The sequence below is a fragment of the Rhodococcus sp. 14-2483-1-2 genome, assembly GCF_002259405.1.
In the GTDB taxonomy this organism is placed as follows: Bacteria; Actinomycetota; Actinomycetes; order Mycobacteriales; family Mycobacteriaceae; genus Rhodococcoides.
The window spans coordinates 273,060-293,593 of the sequence record NZ_NPFW01000023.1; the positions used below are offsets into that span (position 1 = coordinate 273,060).

The following is a 20,534-nucleotide window of genomic DNA, read 5'->3' on the forward strand; positions in this document are numbered from 1 at the left end:
CGAAACGCTCGCACCAGTACGCTCTGGATCATTGGAATTGATGGCTTCTTCCTCGCTGCGACCGCGGCTCAGAAGCGGGGCTGGGCTCAATCTTCGTCTTAGCCTCGATCTTTCTCCACAGTGATGTGCTGGCCTGAGCGGGCCGGGATTGTGTTTTGAGCCTGTGGGCGCACGATGGAGCGACCGGTACCGATCGGTAGCGCTCGGTATCTGCTCGAGGTAGGGGTTCTTTCGGGGTCGTCGGGTTGGTGTAATGCGGTCAGGCGGGCGCGGGTAGCGCCGCCAACCGGGTCAATGCGGTGACGATCAACGTCGACCATGTCCCGTTTCTTCGACAGGCGCAGGTGGATGCGACGCGGATAGTTCGAGATGCATCCCGCAACCGAGAAGATGCATCGTTCTCCTCTCGAAGTCAGGCGCTGCGCCGACCGGCGACCCCGCGTGCGGCCAACTCATCCACCACCATGGCTGCATGCCCGCGCTCGTTCGCAGCCGCAGCCACGGTTTCAGTAGTCGGGACGGACGGGAGATCGACGACGGCTGCGGCGACATCGGCGGTGGTGTGGCCGATGTCGATACCGAACACACCCTGCCCTCCGCGTAGTAGGTCCATGATCTGATCGTCGGTAGTGCACTCGTACACCGACCCGTCACGTCGCGTAACCTTAGGCAAACCTAACCACCACGAAAGAAGGATGGAGCCACGGTGCACAACACGACGCGCACGCTCGCACGAACGACGCTGCTGACGTTGGCCGCGACACTTGCCCTCGCAGGATGCTCTTCTACCGATGACTCGTCAGCCGTGGCGGGTGCGTCATCAACAGCGTCCGCGGATTCAACCTGGCCCCGTACCGTCGACACCGAACAAGGACCAGTACAAATACCGGCACAGCCGGAGCGGATCGTCTCCACCGCGGTCACCCTGACCGGGAGTCTCCTCGCCGTCGGCGCGCCAGTGGTCGCCAGCGGTGCCACCTCCCCCAATTCGGAAGTGGCCGATGAACAAGGCTTCTTCACCCAGTGGGGCGAAGTCGCCGACGAACGCGGCGTCGAGCCGCTGCCCAGCGGAGACCTCGACGTCGAGAACGTCATCGCCTACGACCCCGACCTCATCGTCGTGTCCAAGACTGGTGCCGATTCGGCCGCCGAACTTTACGATCAACTGAGCCAGATCGCGCCGACCATAGTCCTCGATTACGGCAACAAGACCTGGCAGGACGTCACCACAATCATGGGTGAGGCCACCGGCCACGAAAACAACGCCCTCGCCACCATCGACAGCTTCGAACGGACCGTCGCCGACGCCAAGAAGACCATGACGCTTCCACCGCAACCCACCACCGCGCTGGTCTACAACGGGCCCGATGGCGCGAACGTGTGGACCGCCGAATCCGCACAAGGCAAACTTTTGACCGAACTAGGCTTCAGCCTCGCGGAGCTCCCGGTCACCGGTAACGGACCCATGAGCACGCGCAAAGACATCGTTCCGGTCGCACCGGAGAACTTCACTCGTGCCTTCATCGGAAACACCGTCATCCTGGTCAACGCCGACGACTCCGACACCGCAACCTATATCGCAGACCCGTTGCTGGCACAGACACCGGCAGTCATCGGAGGCGATGTATACGCGGTCGGCGTCGATACTTTCCGCCTGGATTTCTACAGCGCCACCAATTTCGTCGAACGCCTCACCGGTCAGCGACAGCAATGACCTTCGATATCTGCCCTAAGCGGCTCAACTGCCAAGAGGTACGGCAGCTTCGAAGGCCCTTGCCGTCGTCGAGCGGGTCAACGGACACAGTCCCGAAATCCACGCCAACTTCTTGCGCTCGAAACGACGATGCGCGCACTCCTCCATCGAGCGACGGCACATACATTCTCTTAGAATGAGACTGACGGAACTACCGTCTGACAGGATGGATGTTTCAGGGACTTAGCGGTCCCGGATAGTCGGCGGCACGCTGTCCGAACACCAGTGAATCCTGCCGAATACCTCTGATGACCACGGCATCCCGCAAGTGTCCTTCGCGGCGGAATCCCGACTTCTCCAGCACCCGCGCCGAACCGATGTTCTCTGGTCGGCAGGTCGCAGCAACGCGTTCGAGACCGAGCCGATGAAATCCCAGTCGCACCAGCTCTTGGGCCACCAAAGTGCCATAGCCGCGCCCCCAGAAATCACGATGGAGAGTAAACCCGAGTTCACCGGTTCCGTGCACTGTGCTCGTGGTCCACACAGCAGCGGAACCGACCACAACGCCTCCGGACAGAATCGCCAGCTGATACCTGCCATCGACAACCGCAACGGCGTCGTCGAGAAATTCGTGTGTGTCCTCGACCGTGTTCGGCCCCCAGGCTTGATGGAGGCACACCACAGGATCTGAAGCGAACGCATGTACATCGGCGAAGTCGCCCGGCATGAAGCGCCCCAGCTGGATTGGCCCGAGGTCGCTGATAAGTTGTCGCACCACAGCAACATTGGCACATGACCCACCAGGTCGTCACGCCCACGGGCGCGCCAACACTCCGCACTGGAGCCAAACCCGTTCGTCAACAGCGATTCGCCATCTGCCGGTCAGGTCGGCCCGCCTGCCCACCGACCGACCGGCCGGTCGAGTCGCCAGTCGGATTCCCCTCCCGAGGAACGGATCTGGGTCAGTTGCCCACCTGATCGGCCGGATACAACTGCGAACCCGTTTCCACTCCACAGCGCGGGTACGCCGACGGACGTGCTGCCCACAGACAGCCACCCTCGGGGCCGGTTCCCGCCCGGCATCATTCGCGGGTGTCACTCAGTTTTCTGGAGCCGCGTTCAGGGCGGACGACCGCCGAGGTAATCAAGTACGCCCTGCGGCCCATCGCCATCATGACCGTGATCCAGCGGGTGGTCATCAAGGCGGTCAACGGTGATATCACCAACGACTTCAATCCCGTGTACAGCGCAGCTCTGGCATTCCTCAACCGCCAGCCGGTGTACACGGCGAATTTCGACTCGGTCGATCCGCACTACCTGTATCAGCCGAGCGCGACGATGCTGCTCTCCCCCATTGCCGTCATCGATCCCGAGCGATCCCGCTGGCTGTTCATCATCGCCAGCACGATCGCGATATTGCTGGCGCTGTACATCCTGTTGCGCATCTTCGGATTCCGCCTCGATTCGGTTGCAGCCCCCGCACTCCTCCTCGCCGCATTCGTCAGCGAGACGGTGACGAACACGTTGGTGTTCACCAACTTCAACGGCTTCGTCCTCCTCGGCGAAGTAGCGTTCCTCGGGTTTCTACTCCAGCGCAAGGACCTGTCGGCGGGCGTTGCCATGGGTCTGACTCTGGCGATCAAGCCGATGCTTGCGCCGCTGCTGCTGCTTCCGCTGATGACGCGTCAGTGGAAGGTGTTCATCACCTCGATCGCGATCCCGGTTGTCATGATGGCCATCGCCTGGCCGCTGTCGGTCGACCCGATGAACTTCATCGACCGGACGCTGCCGTACCTGTTGCAGACCCGCGATTACTTCAACAGTGCTGCTGTCGGCAACGGTCGCTATTACGGTGTTCCCGAACTGCTCACCCTCGGCATCCGCGCGGTGCTGGGAATAATGGTTCTGGTGTCGCTGTGGCTGCTGTACCGGTACTGCCGCGAGGACCGCCTGTTCTTCTTCGCGACCACCTCGGGATTGATCCTGACCGCGCACTGGTTGCTGGGCTCGCTGGGACAGATGCACTACTCGATGATGCTGTTCCCGCTGCTCATGACTGTGGTGCTGAAGAACTCGCTACTCCGCAACTGGCCCGCCTGGCTCGCGATCTACGGGTTCATGAACTACGACCGATGGCTGTCCGGGCGCTGGATCGAAACGGGCCGTGCCCTGGATTACCTCCGAACCACGTTCGGGTGGGCGCTGCTGATCGTCGTCATCTTCGGTGTTCTCGTCGGGCGCTATTTCGCCGCTCGAAGCGAAGGACGACTGGGCGACGGAATCGAACCGAACTACCTCGCAGCTAGGTCCCTACCACCGCGATGACCCGGTCCCCGGGTCGGACTCGACACGCAAACGTTTCGCCGCGTGTTCGACAGCGAGGCGTGGGCTCGACAACACAGGCACCGACAAGCCGAGAAGACGCCCTTCAGCAGGTGCCATGCTCGCCTGCGCCAGCACGATCACCTCGACCCTTCCGTCCAGCGCGAAGGCACTTTCGGCGATCACTCGAATGTATCCGTCCAGGTCCCCAGCTTGGAACAATGACCACGCCTCACCGGCGACCACGAGGTCGATACTGATCTGGGTATCCGCGGCCTCGGCCTCTCCAATGATCACACTCCGCGTCGGGCCTACGGTGGATTCCAGTGCGGCAACGATTCCGACCCTTGGCCCCAGACCCTTGACCCCAGTGCGACGGCTTGACGAGCCATCGGGCGGTCGACTCGAAAGACGGGCACGCCCATCTCGGACTTTTCCGCGATGTCACCGACTGTCGAGCAGGTGCAGCAGATGACGTCAGCGCTGTGGTCCTCGAGCTCGTTGAGGCGCGTCCGCACAGCAGACTGCGTCGCCTCCGGCCCTTCCGCCCGCGCCTGAGCCAACAACGCCTCGTCCACCACATGAATCGTTCCGAGCAGTGGCCAACTCTGGTGTGTCAATCCATCGAATGTCGGAACATGGACTGGCGAGGTATGCAAGAACCCGATCGTGCTCATCGCTGAACCCTAGCGTCGTATCTCGGCAGTACTGCAGGAGTCGATGCGGCTGATCGACGGCCGCACAGATCTTCGTGTGACTCCAGGCGATTTCACTTCGATCGATGGCCGATTCGTTTGGGCTTGGGGACGTGCCCTCGGAGATTGCGGTCCGGCCGTGGCGCAGAAGGGTACTGAGGATTGACGAAACCCACCGACACGATCTCGATCAGCAGCAACAATCCCATCTGCAGCAACCACCACACAGCTTCGACGACGAACCTCACGTAACGAATCACCCGATCAGAATATGCACCTGCACCGAATTCCAGGCGTGTCCAAAGCATTCACCGCACGTCGAGTGCTGTGCGGGTCCCCAACGGACAGAACACAGTCAGCGCGCCGTTGGATTCATGACGGTGTCGAGAAAGGCCAGTGCGTCGGCTAGCGCTGCGACGATGCCCTCATGGTCGGTGTCGTAGGTCTTCAGTTCGTAGCGTGTTCCTGCAGTCGACATCTGGGCTGCGAGGGTGAGGGTGAGGGGGTACGGGACCGTCGTATCGCGGGTTCCGTGAGCGATGAAGATGGGGCGGTCGAAATCGCTCGCGGGAACGGCCATGTAATGCCGCAGAGCCTCGGCCATGGCGGGGTCGCTCAACGGTCGGTCGAGTATGTCGGCGATGCCGGCACCACCAGTCGCTGTGCCCCAGTCGTTCACGCATGCGGTAGCGACACTATCGACCACTTCTCGGCCACGGGGAGTGAGGTAGGAGTCGACATCGACATCGGGCCCGGTGGTACGCAACCCGGACAGTGTCGCTGCCAGCAGCGGTGCGAACGACGTCGAGATCTCCGACGTCGGGATCCACGGCCCAGCAGCGGTGAACAGTGATTCGATGTTCGACGCCGGGGCCAACGCAGCGGTTCCGCGGAAGTCGAGCCGTGGTGCCTGTGCCGAGGCGATACGGCCGGTGTTGAGGGCCGCATGCCCGCCCTGGGACGCTCCGAGCACGGCCCAAGTCGAGGACAATGTGGGATCGGCTGCGACCGCGGCTTTCACTATGTCGGTGGTGGCGGTGGCTTCTGTGGCCGAATTCAGGTACGGGTGGGTCGTGGTGGAGTCTGCGCTCAGCCCCACGTAGTCCGGTGCGACGACGGCGTATCCGTGATCGATCACAGACTCTACGATTGTCTTTTCGTTCACGGCACGATTCGTTGTCAGACTGCAATCGGGTGTCAGACCGGCGGTCCCATGATCCCACGCTACGACCGGCCAGCCACCTTCGGGTGCTATACCGTTCGGGGTGAAGACGACGCCTGAGGCGACTTCCGGCACACCGGTAGGCCCGGAGGTGACGTACCGCAGCAACGCAGCGTCGGTGTATCCGCCCCAGCCGGGCTCCTGCCGAACATAGTCCACCACAGCACCCGGTGCCGGAGAATCGACCGCCTGGGCCTGCGCGACGGCCGGTGTCAAGAGAGCCGCTGCGCACAACGCTGCATACACGATCGCTACCGCAGTGCCCCGCATACCCGGCATATCGCGGCAGGGCGCACTCGACATTTTGGTTTCGGAAATAGGCGTGGCAGCTGCCACGGAATGCCATCGCATCAGTTGAGGTCCTGTTCGTCGAGGAGTTCGCCGCACCGGCATCCGAGCGGCGACCAAACCAGTCGAGCTGTGTGCGGCCCATTTTCGTTGTGAACTATCGACCTACAAGTCGACATGCCAACGGTGCAACGTCTCCAGCACCCATTGAAACCGGCTATTTACTACAGAATCGGTCCGCCGGTGAAGAGGTTGAACAAGCTCACCGCGAAGAACTGAGTCACAGCGATGGCGGTGGCGAACGGGTTGCGCGCGTAGGTTTCGGCGTTGATCCATTCGTTGAATGCGGTGATCAGATCCATTGATGGACTCTCTTCGGAAGTGTTGGTGCACTGCGTGAAGCAGCGCTTGTCCATCACGGTAACCGTCGGACCGACTCGTGGTGTTACACATCGTCCACATCCAATACTGTTGTGTAACAAACACACCCGGAATGTAACGGAGGCAGCCGACGGTGTGAAATGCTTCCTCGACCACGTCCTCGACGATGCACCGCAAACACGGACAGGAGGTCTGCACGCCCGGTCAGCCGCCCCGTATGACTCAATGCGCAAGTCTGCATACACCCTCTGCGGCTCCACTCTTCGCACGTGGTGGACACCGGACCGCCGCCCCGGGGCCAGATCAAGTTGACAGAATCAGCCCTGTCGCTATTGATAAGAACACCGACTTACGACGTAGGGAAACGCATGACCGACCCCGTCTCGGGCTCGCACGGCTTCACTCAAGCATTCAGCGACCTGAAGACGGGACTGCATCAACGAGAACTGTGGTTGCACCTGGGTTGGCAAGACATCAAGCAACGCTACCGCCGGTCAGTGATCGGACCGTTCTGGATCACCATCGCCACTGCGGTACAGGCCGCTGCTATGGGCCTGCTGTATTCAGTCCTGCTGGGTCTGGACCTGACAACATTCTTGCCGCACGTGGCTGTCGGGCTCATACTGTGGAACTTCATCAGTGCCGCGATTGTCGAGGGTGGTGACGTGTTCATCGCGAACGAGGGACTGATCAAGCAACTACCGTCGGCATTGTCGGTGCACGTGTACCGACTCGTATGGCGTCAAGTGCTGCTCTTCGGGCACAACCTGATCGTGTACGTCGCCATCACTCCATAGGCCCTACTGAGGGAAATGGATCCCGGCTCGCCTTTTCGTGTCGATGAAGAATGCGGATATCGACGCTGGTTACCCTCGTGGAGACGAATGCGGTTGCGCATTGCGAATGTGTCGATGAAAGGTTTTCCGGCTGTGGCCAAACGAGTGACAACCCAATTGGTGGACGATATCGACGGTCGGTCATCGACGACGAGTCCGGCGAGACGATCGAGTTCGCGATCAACGGCGTCGAGCACTCGATCGACCTGAAGGCGAAGAACGCGAGCGAGTTTCACAAGAAGCTCGACTACTACGTCGGGCATGCGACGCGTGTCGGTGGACGCAAGCGTAGGCCCTCCCCCGCTGCCGCGTCGACCGCGACAGCGGCCGGCGGATCGGTCAAGCGTGATCCGGAGCAGACACGCGCGATTCGGCAGTGGGCGTTCGACCAGGGCTACGAGATCAGCGAGCGTGGCCGCATCCCGGCCGATATCGAAGAGGCATACAACGCCGCTCACTGATTTCGGTGAGCCGCCTGCATCGCAGTGAGCGGGCGCCGGTGGTGGTGCGCCGAGCGGGGGAGCTCGAGTGCTTCTATCTCCTTCGCAAGCCCCGCCACCGAGATGCCGGACTGGCTTGCGTCCGCGTGTGAGCTTTCGCTGGTCGACTCAGCCGATCTGACGACGCTTCTCAAGATAGCAAGGTCGCCGCCGCACTGGGGCCGGGTTGATTACGCGGTCATCAGTACTCGGTCAGCCCTCGTAAAAGCAGGCCGATAAAGCCAGTCATCCGACTGGCGAGTATGCCCGCCACGAACAACGTGGTTGCAACAGCGCTCAGTTCCCACAGGGCCGCGTAGTCGCCGGCCGGTGCATTGGCTCGACGGCAGCTTGCGAAATCGGCGGCGAGGTAGAGGAGGATGAGAAGTGTCGACACCGCTAACCAGGCGGCGGCTACGGACGGCAGTCCCGCGAGTGTGAGCAGTGCTCCGCCAGCGAGGACTGCGAGTGTTTCGATCAGAAGTCCTCCGGCGGCGAAGAGCCATCCCGCGACAGCGGAGTCACGGTATCGGGTGAACGCGTGTACGTAGCGGTGGTCGTCGGGACCGATCCAGCCGTCCGGGGTGCGTAGAGCTACGTGCGGCGGCCTCGCGCCGATCACGACGCGAGCGGCCCCCCGCGGCAGCCCCACCAAACGTCCCACCAGCAGGTGACCGTACTCATGAATGACGATCGTGCCCCAGATGAACCCGACAATGCCGAGTACCCACCCCACTATATCCAGCACACTTGCCCAATGTTCAGCCACGCCGGTACACGGCAACGAGGCTCGGCATACCTTTCGAGTATTTGGTGCCGGCCCAATCCGACCAGTGGGCTTCTTTACGCAGACCGACACCGCGCGCCATCTCGTTCAGCTCGGCCGGGGATGTTGGGTGCATCGTGACCGGCAGCAACCGGATACCCGACTCCGAAATGAGGATGTCTTGATAGTCGAGTCGACCGGCAGATTTGTCGTAGCGTGACACCCCGATGCCGACGTGGTCGGCGGTCATAGCCGATACACGTACGGAGCTGTCGACGTAGTCCGACCACTTATCGAGCTCCATGATCGAAATTTCGATCAGCAGGGCTCCGCCGGGAGCGAGGGCACCTGCAATGTTCTCGATGGCGGCGCGCTGGGCTGTGTGATTGCCGAGCATGATGAACGTTTCGAAAAGGAGATATACAAGGTCGTACCGTCCATCGATCGGATCCTTGGTCACATCGCCGTGTTCGCAGGTCACGAGCCCGGCAAGGTCGTTTTGCCGGAGCTTGAGCAACATCTCCTGCGAGGAGTCCAGACCTGTGACGTCGAGGCCTCGCTCGGCGAGGGCCTTCGTCATCCAACCTGTGCCACATCCGACGTCGAGGACGGTACGCATCCCTGTCCCGGAACGTGCAAGGCCTTCGAGCACCGCGAGCTTTTCCTTGCTCGGTGCGACTTCCAACGCGTAGTGCGCATCGTAGATGTCAGCGATGACGTCTCCGAATGTGTTGGCGTCGTAACCCTTCATGCCTGCTCCTCGCTCGATGGATGCTTGGGTGAACTTCAGATGGGGCCGTTTACCTCGGGCGTTCGACGTAGACCGAACCGATGCTGGCTGGATCGGGCGCGTCTGAGATCGGTTTCACGGGCCAGCGCCGCAAGGACGTTGTAGGCGACGTGCGCTGAAACGGCCGCCGCAAGCCCCCCGCCTGCCAGCAGCACTCCACCGAAGACGGCACCTGTTCCGCAATGCAGCAGAGCGATCCGTGGCCCACCTACAGGCAAGTGGTGTAAACCGAACACGATGGTGACGATGAGTCACGCCCACGGCGCGGGCAGCACTGCAACGGCACCGGACAACAGCAGCAGACGAAATGCGATTTCCTCGCCTATGGCGCTCCAGACGTTGGTGCCCACGCCGACGATCAGTCGGCGACCCGGCGGCCAGGCGGCCAGGCGTAAGGGGTTGCTCCAGCCGGTCAGGACGGCCCAGGCCAGTATCCCGCTGACAACTCCGACGGCCACAGCCGCCGACGCCGGCCAGGTGGCCGGTACCGCGGTGATGACCCCGGTGGACATGGCCACGACGGACACGAGAGCAAGTGGTACAAGTGCCAGCTCGTATGCGAGCAGAGCGATAGGTCGCCGCTCCTCGCGTCGCACGATCGACCACCACACCATCGACCAAGAGAGCCACCACAGGGTGAAGAGTGCCGGTCCCAGCAAAACGTCGGCAAAGCGATTCGCGCTCAACGGTCAACGGTCGTCCGGGGTCCAGCGGAACAGACGCGCGGCCCCCACCAGAAACACCACGAACCACGTCGAGACAATGAGCATGTCCACTCCCACCCCGGCAAGATCGGGGTCGCTCCACGTGGCGCGCATACCATCGACGATCGGCTTGAACGGAAGGACATCCACGACTGTCTTCAGCCATCCGGGGAAACGCGACGGGTCCATGAAGAACCCGCTGCCGATCATGACGGCAAAGAAGATAACGCTCGACAGCGCCCCGGCCGTCTCGATCGTCTTGAAGCGTGAGGCCAGCAAGAAGCCGAAAGACAACATCGTCGCGAGCGACAACGTTGCCATCACCAAGTACAGCAGTAGCGAACCAGTACTGGTGATGTCGAATGCGAGCCATGCGACGAGCAGCATCACGATGTTCCCGGTGAAGGTCACCACCACGCGGTCCAGCACCTGCCCTGCGAGGTAGGTACGCGCCCGTAGGGGGGACGACAGGTATGTCTTGAGTGTGCCGTCCTTTCTCTGCTCGGTCACCGCGACTCCGATCGAGAACAGACCGCTCGCGAGGACCGACATCACCGCCATGTCGGGGACGGTGATCTGCCGCGCTTCGGTTGGGTACCAGACTCCGAGAGCGATAAGCAGCAGTGCGGTGGGCATCAGAAGCACGAACAGCAGCCCACCCCAGGATCTGAGGTAGGACGTCATCTCGAGTCGGGTGACGGAGAGGATCTGGCGCCACTCCGGCACGCTGGCCGGTCGCCGAGGTGCGGCAGTACTCATGATTGCTCCTAGGACCGTAGACCGGTGCCGGTCAGGTGGAAGTAGGCGTCGTGGAGTGTCGGTTCGCGGTGCTCCAGAATCGTCGCGTCCCCCACCAACTCCTGAACCTGTTGAACGCTGTTCGCGTAGACAATTGTCCGACCGATATCGTCGGACACTGTGATGTCCGGCCCGGCCCAGTGCGGCTCAGGGGCGGCGTCGACGACTACGCGAACACTGCGGCAGTGCGCCTGCACGATGTCCCGCGGTGAACCGGCTGCCACTACCCGACCGCGATCGACGACGATCACTGCCTCGGCGAGCCGAGCGGCGTCGTCGACGTCGTGAGTGCTGAGCAACACCGTCCGTCCTTCTTGCCGCAAGCGGCGGGTCTCTCGCCGTAGGAATTCCTGTCCTTGCGGGTCGAGTCCCGAAGTAGGTTCATCGAGCACGACGAGTTCAGGGCGTCCAACAAGCGCCTTTGCAATGGCCAAACGCCGCTTCTGACCTCCGGACAGGGTCGGGAATCGCGCAGTCGCCTTTTCCACCAGACCGAAGCGTTCGAGAAGCTCGTCGACGTCCTCGGGCTCTGCGTGCAACGTGGCGAAAAAGGCCAGGGCTTCGCGTACCTGGACAGTGGACTGCAAGTTGAACTCTTGTACTTGGACGCCGATCCGAGCTGCGAGCCCGATCCGGTCACGGCCCGGGTCGGCACCGAGTACATCAACTGAACCACTGTCGGGAAGTCGAATACCTGTGATGATCTCCATCAGCGTGGTCTTACCGGCCCCGTTGGGCCCCAGCAGCGCAGTGACATCACCGCGTTGGATTGTCAGTGACATCCCGTCCAGCGCCCGAACGGAACCGTACTTCTTGTGGACATCGCTCAATATCACCGCCGGCACTGCCGACCGGGGGTCACCGCCGGTCGTGAAGGACATGCCGCGCTCGTACTGGTCCATCTCAGCCACCCTGCCCAGGCTGACCGCTGACCACCATGTAAAGCGGGACGTCGTGCACGCCGTCCATCGCCATAAGGTCGGCGAGCTCGTCGTCGAAGAACCCGCCGATGGCGCGGGCGGCGTGATCGTCCGCCATTACTGCCAGCACGATGTTCTGCGCGATGTGTCCGGCTTCGAGAAGAGTGAAGCGCAGTGCGCGTTGTCCGTATTTGAACCGGTTTCGCCATAGTGCCCCTGCGAGGATCCACACGGCAGAGGCATTGTCGAAAGTCTCCGGTTGTGGTGTCGTCGCTGCGAAGTCGGCGGGCATGGCCGAGCCGACGTGAAACAGACAGTGACCGCCCGGGTCGTAGTAGTAGGTGCCGCCTTCCACAGCTTCTCCGGGTTCGAGGGAGATGAACACATCGCACGGGAACATAGCTCCCCCGCTCGGGTAGGTCCGCCCGTGATGGACCGTGCTGATCGCTGCGGTCCGACCGGCGGCCGACCAGCACCACGCCGAGAGCTGATCGAGCGTAGGAGATGCCCCGGCGGTGAACGATTCCGGGCTCCGGCGTCCTCCCAATGACACACGAAGCCTGATGTCCGGGGCTTCGTCGGCAACGGGTGGCAGATGCACAACCGGGCGGTGGTCGTACGTCCGCCCCGAGCGCGCCGTTGCCTCGACCATCCATGGGTTCGTTTCGAGCATGTACACCCCGGGGACCTCCACGGTGCTCATTCGACGGTGCAGCTTGCTGACTTCGACGTAGTCCTCGGACGGATCGCCCACACCCGGCGGATCGCCGGAAAAGATGAGGTCGGTGACATTCGGGGTCGCCTCCACGGTGTTGGCTCCTTAGGGAAACGGATGCGGATGGGGTGTCAGATCGGCCTCGTCGAGCTGGGTCTTTCGTAGTCCGAGCTCTACTGGGACAGTGCGGGGCCGCCGACCTCCGAGCAGCCTGGTCCGCCAGCCCACATCGAGCGGCTGCAGCTGAGGGGAGTAGACCTTGACCACGCTCAGTCCCGCTTCGGCTACGTCTGGCGAGGTGAGGTCCACTGCATAGACATCGATGGTCGGCGGAAGGCGGTCGAGCACGTCTTCCACCAGTGCGGCGGGGCTGGCAGTGGCCAGGGGCGCAGTGGAGTCGAGGTCACGCTTTTCGGCGGAAGCGACAAGGAATGCTGCGAACTCGGCGCGGTCACGCTCTCCGTAGTAACGGACGTGGTCGTCGAAGGTGACTATGCTGGTCGCGAGCTCGGCGTCGTCGGGCAGACGTGGTGTGCTGAGCTGTTGGGATTTGCACCATGTCCGCGTCTGGAACGCCTCGAGGAGTGCTTCGACGACTGCTTCGCGCAGCGTCGGACGTGCTGCAGCGCCCAGGGCCAGTGCGCCGATGTCGGAATGGTGGTTCCGTACGACGCCCAACACGGTCGGTATGCCCAATATGCTGGAGAGGTCGACAGCCGAGTATTCGAGCCCGGTCGGGTCGAAGTGTCGACGAAGAACGGGCGTCAAGTCGGCGTCGTCGTGTATCGACAGCAGCGGCAGTGAGAGGCCGGCGTGCCAAGCGATCATCAGGGGGTCGCGTTCGACGAGCTCGAGCAGCCCAGAAACGGTCGCCTCACGACGCGTGGGTCCAGCCGCCAGGCCATTACTGGTCGAATAGGCGATGCGCTCCTCGCCGAAGGCGAGCCTGCTGCTCAAAAACGACAGTTGCGTAGGGACCCATGCAGCCCGCTCGCGGCGCAGATCGAATCCTTCCACCCATCGGACGGGGGTGTCGCGGGTGAACGGGACGAATCCGAAGTTCTCCTGCGTGTACTGGGCAGAAGAGAAGAGCGTTACTTCCTGCGGATCCACCGCAGGGTCCTGCAACTCGTTCCAGGTCGACAAGTGGACCCTCGATGGTGGCAGGTACGCCGCGGAGTAGCGCTCGATGGTCTCGCCGATCGCGGCACTGCGTGCACTTGCCCGCCGAAACGAGCCTCCGCCGTTTGCACTGTTCGACGGATGACCGAGTACCTCGTCCGATCGAGACGTAGAGGCACCGGCGTAGTGACTGCGCACGTCGTCCTCACTGTGAGTCAGCTCGACGAGCTCACGACAGATCCCGATGAGCGAGGAGTCCATCGACTGCAGCAAAGGTTCGGTGGCGCGCATGTCCGACCACGGGCCTGCAAGAGCCGCAACTGATTTCGTCGTCTGCTCCACTGAGGATCCAGCCGAGGTACTCATCGACTCATCGCCGACGTGTCGGCTTCCACTCCTGGAGCCGCCGGCCCAGGCAGGAACACCTCCGCGTCGTGCGGCCCCATCTGAGCTGAGGTCCCAGCGTGGGTGGGGGCTGACAGCGTGGCCGCTGTCCACGGCTGAGGCACCCCCGTATCGCGGGCGCGGCCACACTCACGGCATCGGGGCACCCGGTAGAGCACATGGTCCTCGATAGTTGGCCCCACCATGGTCCACCCCATCGCGATTGCACGGCCGAGCAGCGGCAGAGGAGTGCTGTCCTGCGGGAGGACGTGCCACAGAGCAAAAAAGACGGCTTGCCCGGCAACTGCCAGATCCTGGCTGGGCGCGCGCCATTCTCCCGAGCGCCTGACCGAGCCCGAGTCTGCGGCGGCATCGATTTCGATTGCTTCTTGATGAAAATCGATCGCGGCACGCCGCCGAAGACGGAAGCAGTGGTAGCAACCAGTCTGGCCGGGGGCGAAGACCGGTCCGATGACGCTGCGGTGCCCGTCGTAGGGCAACACTTGCATCCAATCCACACCTGTGGACAGCGCCCAGCGATTGACATCACTCAGTGCGCGGGCGTACGGCGAACCGGGGGCCACGAGCACGTGCGCTCCAACCCACCGCTCCTTGCCTTCGGCGAGGGCCGCAGGACCCTCCCTCTCCGAGAGCCGATCGACCGAGCCGACACCACTCGTGACGAGCAGCGAGGCAATGGCCTCGGCCAGCGGTCCGTCACCGATAACGACAAAGTTTGCTGAGGCAAGGCGATCGTCGATTTCGTCCAGTGTGAGGGCGGGTCCGGCTGCGACCTCGGCGAGAGCCCGGGCGCTGCGCCGACGCTCGGTACCGTCGACGGCCGTCGAGTCCGATTCGTGCAGTAGGCCGTGCCCCGCAAGCTGGTGCAACGCCTGCAGTACAGCAGCTTCGGCCGGCTCGCCGAGCTCTGACACCAGCTCTGGGACAGTACGTGATCCGTCGAGACGACTGAGCAACTCCGGCAGCAACGTGATGCTCGCCCGACCTTCGAAGACAATCGCGCCCTCGGCGTGTCTCAAAATTACGCGGTCGGAAGTGACTGCGTAGTCCCTCCACGGCTGCAACAGTGGCCGTGTCGGTAGCACAGACTCATTCATTGACGTGGCGCTCTCAGACAAAGACGCTCCTACGGTTGCGGCGTGTGTTCGCGCATGCGGCACCGCCCAATTGACGGGCGACGCAAAGAGATTGTTTGTGCAGAGAATCTTTTAGCGCACACTAGACCCGCGCTGAAATCCCAGAACTCCCGTACGGCAGGCCTTTCCACGCCGATAACGAACGTGGAGCGAATGGTGTAACTACGACTCCGGCCATGAGCAACTGAACTAGATCGCGCCATCCAGGACCGACTGCTGGACATCCCGCTGATGAATCGCGAAACATCCGGTCAGTTGAAGGGATTGCCGCAGCAGGAGCAGCAGCAGACCTTGCTCGATGAACAGCAGAATTTGCAGCTGCAGCAGCACTTGGCTGCGGCTGTGGCAGCTAACGTCTTGGCGCTACCGGTTTCGTATGAACGTAGATCCATCAGGTCCTTGGTTAGAGTGTCGAACATTTCATCCCCACATCAGACGTAGTTGGTGCGGGTTAGACGGCGACCTAACCCATCGCTTCTTAAAGAGAAAGTAATGGTGTGGCCTGTTGCTGTCAAGGGCTTGTGCCGACTTGTTCAGAGTTGTCTTCGCGGCCCCATCTTCACCGACTTCCGTTCTTGTGCAAATCGTTTCGACACCGACAGCCCCGACCCAGGGCTAGCGCGCCCGACAACGCCCTTCCCGCATGCCGGACGGGAAATCCCGCTTTCCGGCGCGGTTGCTATCAATGCCACCGCCTCTACCCTGCCACGGTATAAAGGCCCGGTGATCGACGGTGCAGTTCGAGTACCCCGACGACTACTCCGTATGCGGCGGGTTAGGCAGGCCAACAATGCGGCCGAAGCATTGACCCGCCTTCGCCGATCGCAAATTGCAGCTCGTCGATGCTTACGGCGTCGGAGTCGTCGGCGTGCAGGAGATCCCGCACGGCTACGCCGTCGACGGCGGCGAGACAGCAGTCACGCTGTCGGGACAAGGCGCTACCCCGCAACAGCAGCCACTCGCCCCGGCCTGACTTCCCGGGGTTCGTACGTAGATCCCGTCTTCAACATCGTGTAGAGCACATTTGTTCGACGCCTGGCCAGACGGACCAGCGCCGATCGGTGGTCTTTGCCTTCTGCTCGTTTGCGGTCGTAGTACTCACGCGAAGCTGGTTCACGGAGCGAGGCGAACGACGAAAGGTACAGTGCACGTTTGAGTCTGGTGTTGCCGCCGCGTTGTCGATCCTCACCGCGAATCAAGGTTCCCGAGCGGTGGGTGCGGGGTGCGACGCCCGCGTAAGCGGCGAGGTTTCCGGCACTGTCGAACCGATCGACGTCAACGATCTCCACCAGGATCGTCGCGGCGATCCGAACGCCGACGCCCGGCATCGAGGGCCAGGATCAACCCAGCTGGGTGTTTGTTCAGTTCGGACTCGAACTGCTCCTCGAGTTCGGCGCGGGCACGACGTACCTCGCTCAGCTGCCGCGCAAGGGTTTTCAGTACGAAGTTCGATTTCTCCGCACCCGGCACGATCACGGTCTGCTCGGCCAGTGCGGCGGTGATCGATTCCGCGATCTTGTCCCCGATACGCGGTGCCGACCGCTTCGCGACCCTCCGCAGCTGCGGCGGAATCACCGGCCCGCGCAACGGTCTGAGCTGCGATGAATACCCATTCGCATCGACAGACCAGGGACCACGCTCGTCAGGCCCGAACGCAGGAGGTCCGGGCCGCACCTTCGCCGGGTGTGGCGACATCAAGGATGACAAGGCCAAACCCGGCATCAACAACTCGAGCGGATTCAGCGTGTGCCTGATCACCCAGAGCGAGAACAGCCGCGCAGGTTCTTACCTATCCTGGTTCTTCACCAAGAATAGAGTTATCGAAGGCGACGGTTTCTACATCGAGGCTGGGGCGTAACACCCCGCAACAGCACAACAAGCGGTGTCGGCTGGTCGTCGGATTCTCGGCGACCAGCCGGCGCACTGTCGAGAGGAATAAGCCCTGATGGACACAGCAACTATCTCGGTGTCACACCAGCAGTACGCGATCGTCTCCGATGGCGTGGTGAGCTTGTACGAGGGCGATGGGTCCGCGATGACGACGCCGTCGCGGGGTTATCTGACTGTGACGCCCAGTACCGAGTACGGGTGGAAACGACGGACGGTCAGGTTTGGACGCAGTTCCCGAGTCTGAAAGGCATCCAGTTTCCGTCCAATGTTCTGTACAGGGCGTATCGGCAGTATTCGTCCGGCGGATCGATCGAGCGGCATCGTCTGGAGTTGACACCTCGGTTCATCGTTTCGACGCACGAGGTCGACGAGGGTGACCTTGCCAACGAGATCGGAGATGATGCGCCTTCGGTGTTGGGTCTGCACGTCTTCAGGGAAAACTGACTTCGTCGATGTCCGCCAATGGCACGGGCTCACACTCCTGAGTTTGAGCCCGCATCTTCTGTGAGGGCGCAGCAGACACGTCGCTGCAACCTTGGCTGGGCAGCGGTGGGCCGGTGAGTGTTCTGATCCGCATGACGTCGAGCATGACAGTGGGTGCCGACGGAAACTATTCTCCTGCAACGGCTTTAGGGGAGTCCGGGGCTGCACGGTTCTAGATGTAGAGCAGGTGGGTAGCGGTGCCGTCGAAGCGTTCGAGGTTATCGAGGACACCGGTGTAGTTCCCGGGGCGGCACGCTCCAAGGCTGACGATGAGGGCGCAGGCGCCCGCAGGGCCGGAGCATCGCGGAGTCAGGGGTGGGTAAGGCGGGCACGGGTGACGCAGACTCGATGGCAGCCAGATGCCCGAAAGAACGATGCTCTTCTACGGTGCGGAGCGCAGCGGAGCTCCACTCAGGGGACACCGCAGGTGGCCGGCACCGCCGGCAGGCGGAATGCGCGACCGCTCGTCGATGTCGCCAGATGGCAACCTTCCACCTGTGGAGCACTTCGGGTAACTGTGCGGGAGCGACGGGGACCGACCACGCTCGGTGTCGCGGTAGCGCCGCGAGGCTCGCTGGTGAGGCATACTTCTGCGTGCTCCAACAGGCATGATGCTTCAGACTATTAATAAAACTAGCTATAGTTCGTGCCACGAAGCTGGATAGTTTGCTACGTTCTCGGCATGACAACCAACGAAGACACAGTGGCAGTGTTCACCGGCAAGAGCCTCGACTCGATTCTGGGTGAGGGTGGGTCGCAGTCGTGGAAACTGGATGCAGCGCGAGCCAGGAAGTGCCAGTACGTGGTGTGCACGCAGAATGCACACAACGTCGAGGCGTATGCGGACGGCACCGAGGATCATGGGAGCGCTTTTTTGGTGGGGCGGATTTCTCGGCTGGTTCCCGCGACGGACGATAGGCCCGACCGGTGGAAGATTCAGTTCAGCGAGTACGCCCACATCAGCGTCCCTGATGTCTGGACGGGTGACCGAAATCCGGTGCGGTACACCACGTTGGACGATCTGGGAATCGACCTGGCGGATGCGAATTTCGAGAAATTCGACGATCAGTCCACGAGTACGCAAGCACCGACGACGGAGGTCGCCGCGTTGACGATCCGGCAGGCGAAGGCCGGTCTGGCGAAGACGTACGACGTCGATGTCGACGCCATCGAGATCGTCATCCGCGGATAGCCGAACGTCCGCCTGACTGTCGCAGGCGGCACCGGAACGTGTGTCGACTGCCTTACCCTCGCCCGTACGACGGACTGTGGGCGTCGATGACGAGATCTGTGTAAATAGGTCGGCGCTGGCCGGTAACGTCCGCTCTCATCGACCCAGAAGGGATCCACCGTAAATGGCGACGACGGACGCAGGCGATGTCGAGGTGCTCGTCGGTTACCTCACGGCTGAGATCACTGAGATGCACGCTGCCCCGGACGGATGGCCGGGGCATGTGGAATTGGCGTTGATCGATGCGGTCCTGTCGATCAGAGCGGTCTACGGAGTCTCTGCCGACACGGGCGTACGCGGCGCGATCAAGCGGTACAAGGCCGAGTCCGGCAGGCAAAGTTGGGACGACCTCGGTGTACTGGGCGAGGCCGACCCGCAGTGGCTTCAGACGGTGCTCGGCAATAAGCAGAAGACCGGGGGTGTGCCGAAGGCTGAGGCGATCGTCTCTGCTGCCGGCCGGCTCGCAGCGTCGGGCGCGCGCCACGCATCCGACATCGATCGGGACTCGGCAGCGCAGCGAGCCGCGTACTGCGGAACTCGCGGCTTGGGCCCGGTGACGTGGGACTACTTCCTCATGCTGGTCGGCCACGACGGCGTCAAAGCCGACACTCTCGTCACTCGATTCGTGGTGGAGGCGTTGGGTCGCAGACTCGGGAGCGAAGAAGTCTCACGGCTGGTGACCGACGCTGCGAGGCGAATGGACATGCCGGTGTCGGCACTCGACCACTCGATCTGGCGGCACATGAGTAGACCTCGGAAGAGCTAGTTCCGTTCACCTGTCCGATCGAGGGAGAATTTTCATGGCCATCGATTTCGAGTTCATCGGCATGTCGACCCATCGAGTGCGATGCTGCACGACCACCACGGGACCCGGTATGCGGCCGACGTGGCCGAATGCTCGTCGATCGAGCTCACGAACCGCTTCGACTCACTCGTGACAGCACCGAAGAGTGGCGACGAGCCCTTCACGCAGCAGGGGCAGTCGATCGGATCGGATCTTCACCAGTTCTGGCGTTGGGCGTGCTCGGATCTCATCGGGAACGCCCAACGCGGTGTTCTCGCCGAATACATCGTCGGACTCGCACTCGGATGCGTAGCCGATGGAGTCCGAGTGGAGTGGGATGCTTCTGATCTACTGACCGAAGGGGGAATTCGCGTCGAGGTGAAATCGTCTGCGTACCTGCAAAGTTGGAAGCAGGAGAGGTTGTCGACGATCAGCTTCGGGATCCAGCCAACGAACGGCTGGGACGCGACGACGAACACAATTGCCGCGCAACGGAAGCGGCAGGCCGACGTCTACGTCTTTTGCGTCTTCAAACAGACTGATCGGGCCACCGCTGACCCGCTCGACCTAGACCAGTGGGACTTCTACGTGATGTCCACCCAGCGCCTCAACTCCACGTTCGGGGAGCAGAAGTCGATTGTGTTGAGCAGTCTGCTCTCGCACGATCCCGTCGAATGTTCGTTCTCCGGACTCGCCAGTGCTGTCCAGGCCGCCGCGCGCGAACAATCCTGACTCCGACCGAGCAGGCTTCGTGGCGGCACGCCCCTTCGCACTCGAGGATTCGACACCGGAGCGTCCTGCGTCTGCGGCTCGACCAGGAAGACTCCGCTGGGCCACGACCTCTTCAGTGACCGAAACGCCGAAGAGTCCCCGT

The 20,534-nt window shown here is 62.3% G+C and carries 25 protein-coding genes and 2 pseudogenes; 9 read left to right on the forward strand and 18 right to left on the reverse strand.

Features of this window, described 5'->3' with window-relative positions:
* Window positions 1-412: 412 nt before the first annotated feature.
* A complete protein-coding gene (locus CH295_RS28155) occupies window positions 413-613 on the reverse strand; it encodes a hypothetical protein (RefSeq protein ID WP_212556221.1) in 201 nt (66 codons plus the stop codon).
* A gap of 93 nt (window positions 614-706) precedes the next feature.
* Between CH295_RS28155 and fepB the strand changes: the two genes are divergently transcribed.
* Window positions 707-1,714, forward strand: coding sequence for a Fe2+-enterobactin ABC transporter substrate-binding protein (fepB, locus tag CH295_RS26510; protein WP_094742428.1), 1,008 nt, complete (start codon window positions 707-709; stop codon window positions 1,712-1,714).
* A 214-nt stretch (window positions 1,715-1,928) separates the two neighbouring features.
* Here fepB and CH295_RS26515 read toward each other — a convergent pair whose 3' ends face one another.
* Entirely contained in the window at window positions 1,929-2,420 is a 492-nt protein-coding gene (locus CH295_RS26515; RefSeq protein WP_094742429.1) for a GNAT family N-acetyltransferase, read from the reverse strand.
* Between the two features lie 365 nt (window positions 2,421-2,785).
* Here CH295_RS26515 and CH295_RS26520 point away from each other — a divergent pair, with 365 nt between their 5' ends.
* On the forward strand, window positions 2,786-4,018 hold the full coding sequence (locus CH295_RS26520) for a glycosyltransferase family 87 protein (protein ID WP_094742430.1): 1,233 nt from the start codon (window positions 2,786-2,788) through the stop codon (window positions 4,016-4,018).
* On the opposite strand, the gene CH295_RS28160 is transcribed toward CH295_RS26520, so the two are convergent.
* The 5 genes from CH295_RS28160 to CH295_RS28015 form a co-directional block, all read right to left on the reverse strand.
* Window positions 4,004-4,312, reverse strand: a complete 309-nt coding sequence (locus tag CH295_RS28160; protein ID WP_212556222.1) for a hypothetical protein — start codon at window positions 4,310-4,312, stop codon at window positions 4,004-4,006. The genes CH295_RS26520 and CH295_RS28160 overlap by 15 nt on opposite strands.
* 14 nt (window positions 4,313-4,326) lie before the next feature.
* Window positions 4,327-4,692: a hypothetical protein gene (locus CH295_RS28165; RefSeq protein WP_212556223.1), complete on the reverse strand. Its 366-nt coding sequence runs from the start codon at window positions 4,690-4,692 to the stop codon at window positions 4,327-4,329.
* 92 nt (window positions 4,693-4,784) lie between these two features.
* The gene (locus CH295_RS26530) at window positions 4,785-4,970 is read right to left on the reverse strand and encodes a hypothetical protein (protein WP_141217098.1); all 186 of its coding nucleotides are present in this window, start codon (window positions 4,968-4,970) and stop codon (window positions 4,785-4,787) included.
* Window positions 4,971-5,065: 95 nt separating this feature from the next.
* The gene (locus tag CH295_RS26535; protein ID WP_212556224.1) at window positions 5,066-6,202 is read right to left on the reverse strand and encodes a lipase family protein; all 1,137 of its coding nucleotides are present in this window, start codon (window positions 6,200-6,202) and stop codon (window positions 5,066-5,068) included.
* 242 nt (window positions 6,203-6,444) lie between these two features.
* The gene (locus CH295_RS28015) at window positions 6,445-6,582 is read right to left on the reverse strand and encodes a hypothetical protein (RefSeq protein ID WP_170946100.1); all 138 of its coding nucleotides are present in this window, start codon (window positions 6,580-6,582) and stop codon (window positions 6,445-6,447) included.
* Between the two features lie 387 nt (window positions 6,583-6,969).
* Here CH295_RS28015 and CH295_RS26540 point away from each other — a divergent pair.
* Together CH295_RS26540 and CH295_RS26545 are read left to right on the forward strand one after the other, a co-directional pair.
* Window positions 6,970-7,389, forward strand: a pseudogene (locus CH295_RS26540) (ABC transporter permease); the annotation flags it as partial.
* 141 nt (window positions 7,390-7,530) lie between these two features.
* Window positions 7,531-7,898 (forward strand): annotated as a pseudogene (locus tag CH295_RS26545) (histone-like nucleoid-structuring protein Lsr2).
* A gap of 220 nt (window positions 7,899-8,118) precedes the next feature.
* On the opposite strand, the gene CH295_RS26550 reads toward CH295_RS26545, so the two are convergent.
* The 9 genes from CH295_RS26550 to CH295_RS28020 form a co-directional block, all read right to left on the reverse strand.
* Window positions 8,119-8,664 carry a hypothetical protein gene (locus CH295_RS26550; protein ID WP_141217099.1) on the reverse strand — a complete coding sequence of 182 codons (546 nt, stop codon included), beginning with the start codon at window positions 8,662-8,664 and terminating at the stop codon, window positions 8,119-8,121.
* A 13-nt stretch (window positions 8,665-8,677) separates the two neighbouring features.
* The gene (locus tag CH295_RS26555) at window positions 8,678-9,433 is read right to left on the reverse strand and encodes a class I SAM-dependent methyltransferase (protein WP_094742434.1); all 756 of its coding nucleotides are present in this window, start codon (window positions 9,431-9,433) and stop codon (window positions 8,678-8,680) included.
* 290 nt (window positions 9,434-9,723) lie between these two features.
* Window positions 9,724-10,158 carry a hypothetical protein gene (locus CH295_RS26560; RefSeq protein ID WP_094742435.1) on the reverse strand — a complete coding sequence of 145 codons (435 nt, stop codon included), beginning with the start codon at window positions 10,156-10,158 and terminating at the stop codon, window positions 9,724-9,726.
* Between the two features lie 3 nt (window positions 10,159-10,161).
* Window positions 10,162-10,935 carry an ABC transporter permease gene (locus CH295_RS26565; protein WP_094742436.1) on the reverse strand — a complete coding sequence of 258 codons (774 nt, stop codon included), beginning with the start codon at window positions 10,933-10,935 and terminating at the stop codon, window positions 10,162-10,164.
* An 8-nt stretch (window positions 10,936-10,943) separates the two neighbouring features.
* The gene (locus CH295_RS26570; RefSeq protein ID WP_094742437.1) at window positions 10,944-11,876 is read right to left on the reverse strand and encodes an ABC transporter ATP-binding protein; all 933 of its coding nucleotides are present in this window, start codon (window positions 11,874-11,876) and stop codon (window positions 10,944-10,946) included.
* Window position 11,877: 1 nt separating this feature from the next.
* Window positions 11,878-12,702, reverse strand: a complete 825-nt coding sequence (locus CH295_RS26575; RefSeq protein ID WP_094742438.1) for a SagB/ThcOx family dehydrogenase — start codon at window positions 12,700-12,702, stop codon at window positions 11,878-11,880.
* A 12-nt stretch (window positions 12,703-12,714) separates the two neighbouring features.
* On the reverse strand, window positions 12,715-14,097 hold the full coding sequence (locus CH295_RS26580; RefSeq protein ID WP_094742439.1) for a YcaO-like family protein: 1,383 nt from the start codon (window positions 14,095-14,097) through the stop codon (window positions 12,715-12,717).
* Window positions 14,094-15,050, reverse strand: coding sequence for a TOMM precursor leader peptide-binding protein (locus CH295_RS26585; RefSeq protein ID WP_170946102.1), 957 nt, complete (start codon window positions 15,048-15,050; stop codon window positions 14,094-14,096). The genes CH295_RS26580 and CH295_RS26585 overlap by 4 nt, the downstream gene beginning before the upstream one ends.
* Window positions 15,051-15,461: 411 nt before the next feature.
* Window positions 15,462-15,602 (reverse strand): hypothetical protein, encoded by a 141-nt coding sequence (locus tag CH295_RS28020; protein WP_170946103.1) that lies wholly within the window; start codon window positions 15,600-15,602, stop codon window positions 15,462-15,464.
* 499 nt (window positions 15,603-16,101) lie between these two features.
* Here CH295_RS28020 and CH295_RS28025 point away from each other — a divergent pair, with 499 nt between their 5' ends.
* On the forward strand, window positions 16,102-16,245 hold the full coding sequence (locus CH295_RS28025; protein ID WP_170946072.1) for a hypothetical protein: 144 nt from the start codon (window positions 16,102-16,104) through the stop codon (window positions 16,243-16,245).
* On the opposite strand, the gene CH295_RS26590 is transcribed toward CH295_RS28025, so the two are convergent.
* On the reverse strand, window positions 16,211-16,600 hold the full coding sequence (locus tag CH295_RS26590; RefSeq protein ID WP_094742441.1) for a transposase: 390 nt from the start codon (window positions 16,598-16,600) through the stop codon (window positions 16,211-16,213). The genes CH295_RS28025 and CH295_RS26590 overlap by 35 nt on opposite strands.
* On the reverse strand, window positions 16,548-16,847 hold the full coding sequence (locus CH295_RS28030) for a hypothetical protein (protein ID WP_170946104.1): 300 nt from the start codon (window positions 16,845-16,847) through the stop codon (window positions 16,548-16,550). Before CH295_RS28030 ends, CH295_RS26590 begins: the two co-directional genes overlap by 53 nt.
* Here CH295_RS28030 and CH295_RS28625 point away from each other — a divergent pair.
* The 4 genes from CH295_RS28625 to CH295_RS28630 all read left to right on the forward strand — a co-directional run bounded on the left by CH295_RS28625 (window position 16,771) and on the right by CH295_RS28630 (window position 20,392).
* Window positions 16,771-17,130, forward strand: coding sequence for a NucA/NucB deoxyribonuclease domain-containing protein (locus tag CH295_RS28625; RefSeq protein ID WP_141217101.1), 360 nt, complete (start codon window positions 16,771-16,773; stop codon window positions 17,128-17,130). The two genes, CH295_RS28030 and CH295_RS28625, sit on opposite strands and share 77 nt — an antisense overlap.
* A gap of 1,197 nt (window positions 17,131-18,327) precedes the next feature.
* The gene (locus CH295_RS26605; protein WP_052057729.1) at window positions 18,328-18,837 is read left to right on the forward strand and encodes a hypothetical protein; all 510 of its coding nucleotides are present in this window, start codon (window positions 18,328-18,330) and stop codon (window positions 18,835-18,837) included.
* Between the two features lie 163 nt (window positions 18,838-19,000).
* A complete protein-coding gene (locus tag CH295_RS26610) occupies window positions 19,001-19,642 on the forward strand; it encodes a DUF8548 family protein (RefSeq protein WP_052057730.1) in 642 nt (213 codons plus the stop codon).
* An 81-nt stretch (window positions 19,643-19,723) separates the two neighbouring features.
* Entirely contained in the window at window positions 19,724-20,392 is a 669-nt protein-coding gene (locus tag CH295_RS28630) for a hypothetical protein (RefSeq protein ID WP_080734182.1), read from the forward strand.
* Window positions 20,393-20,534: the final 142 nt, after the last annotated feature.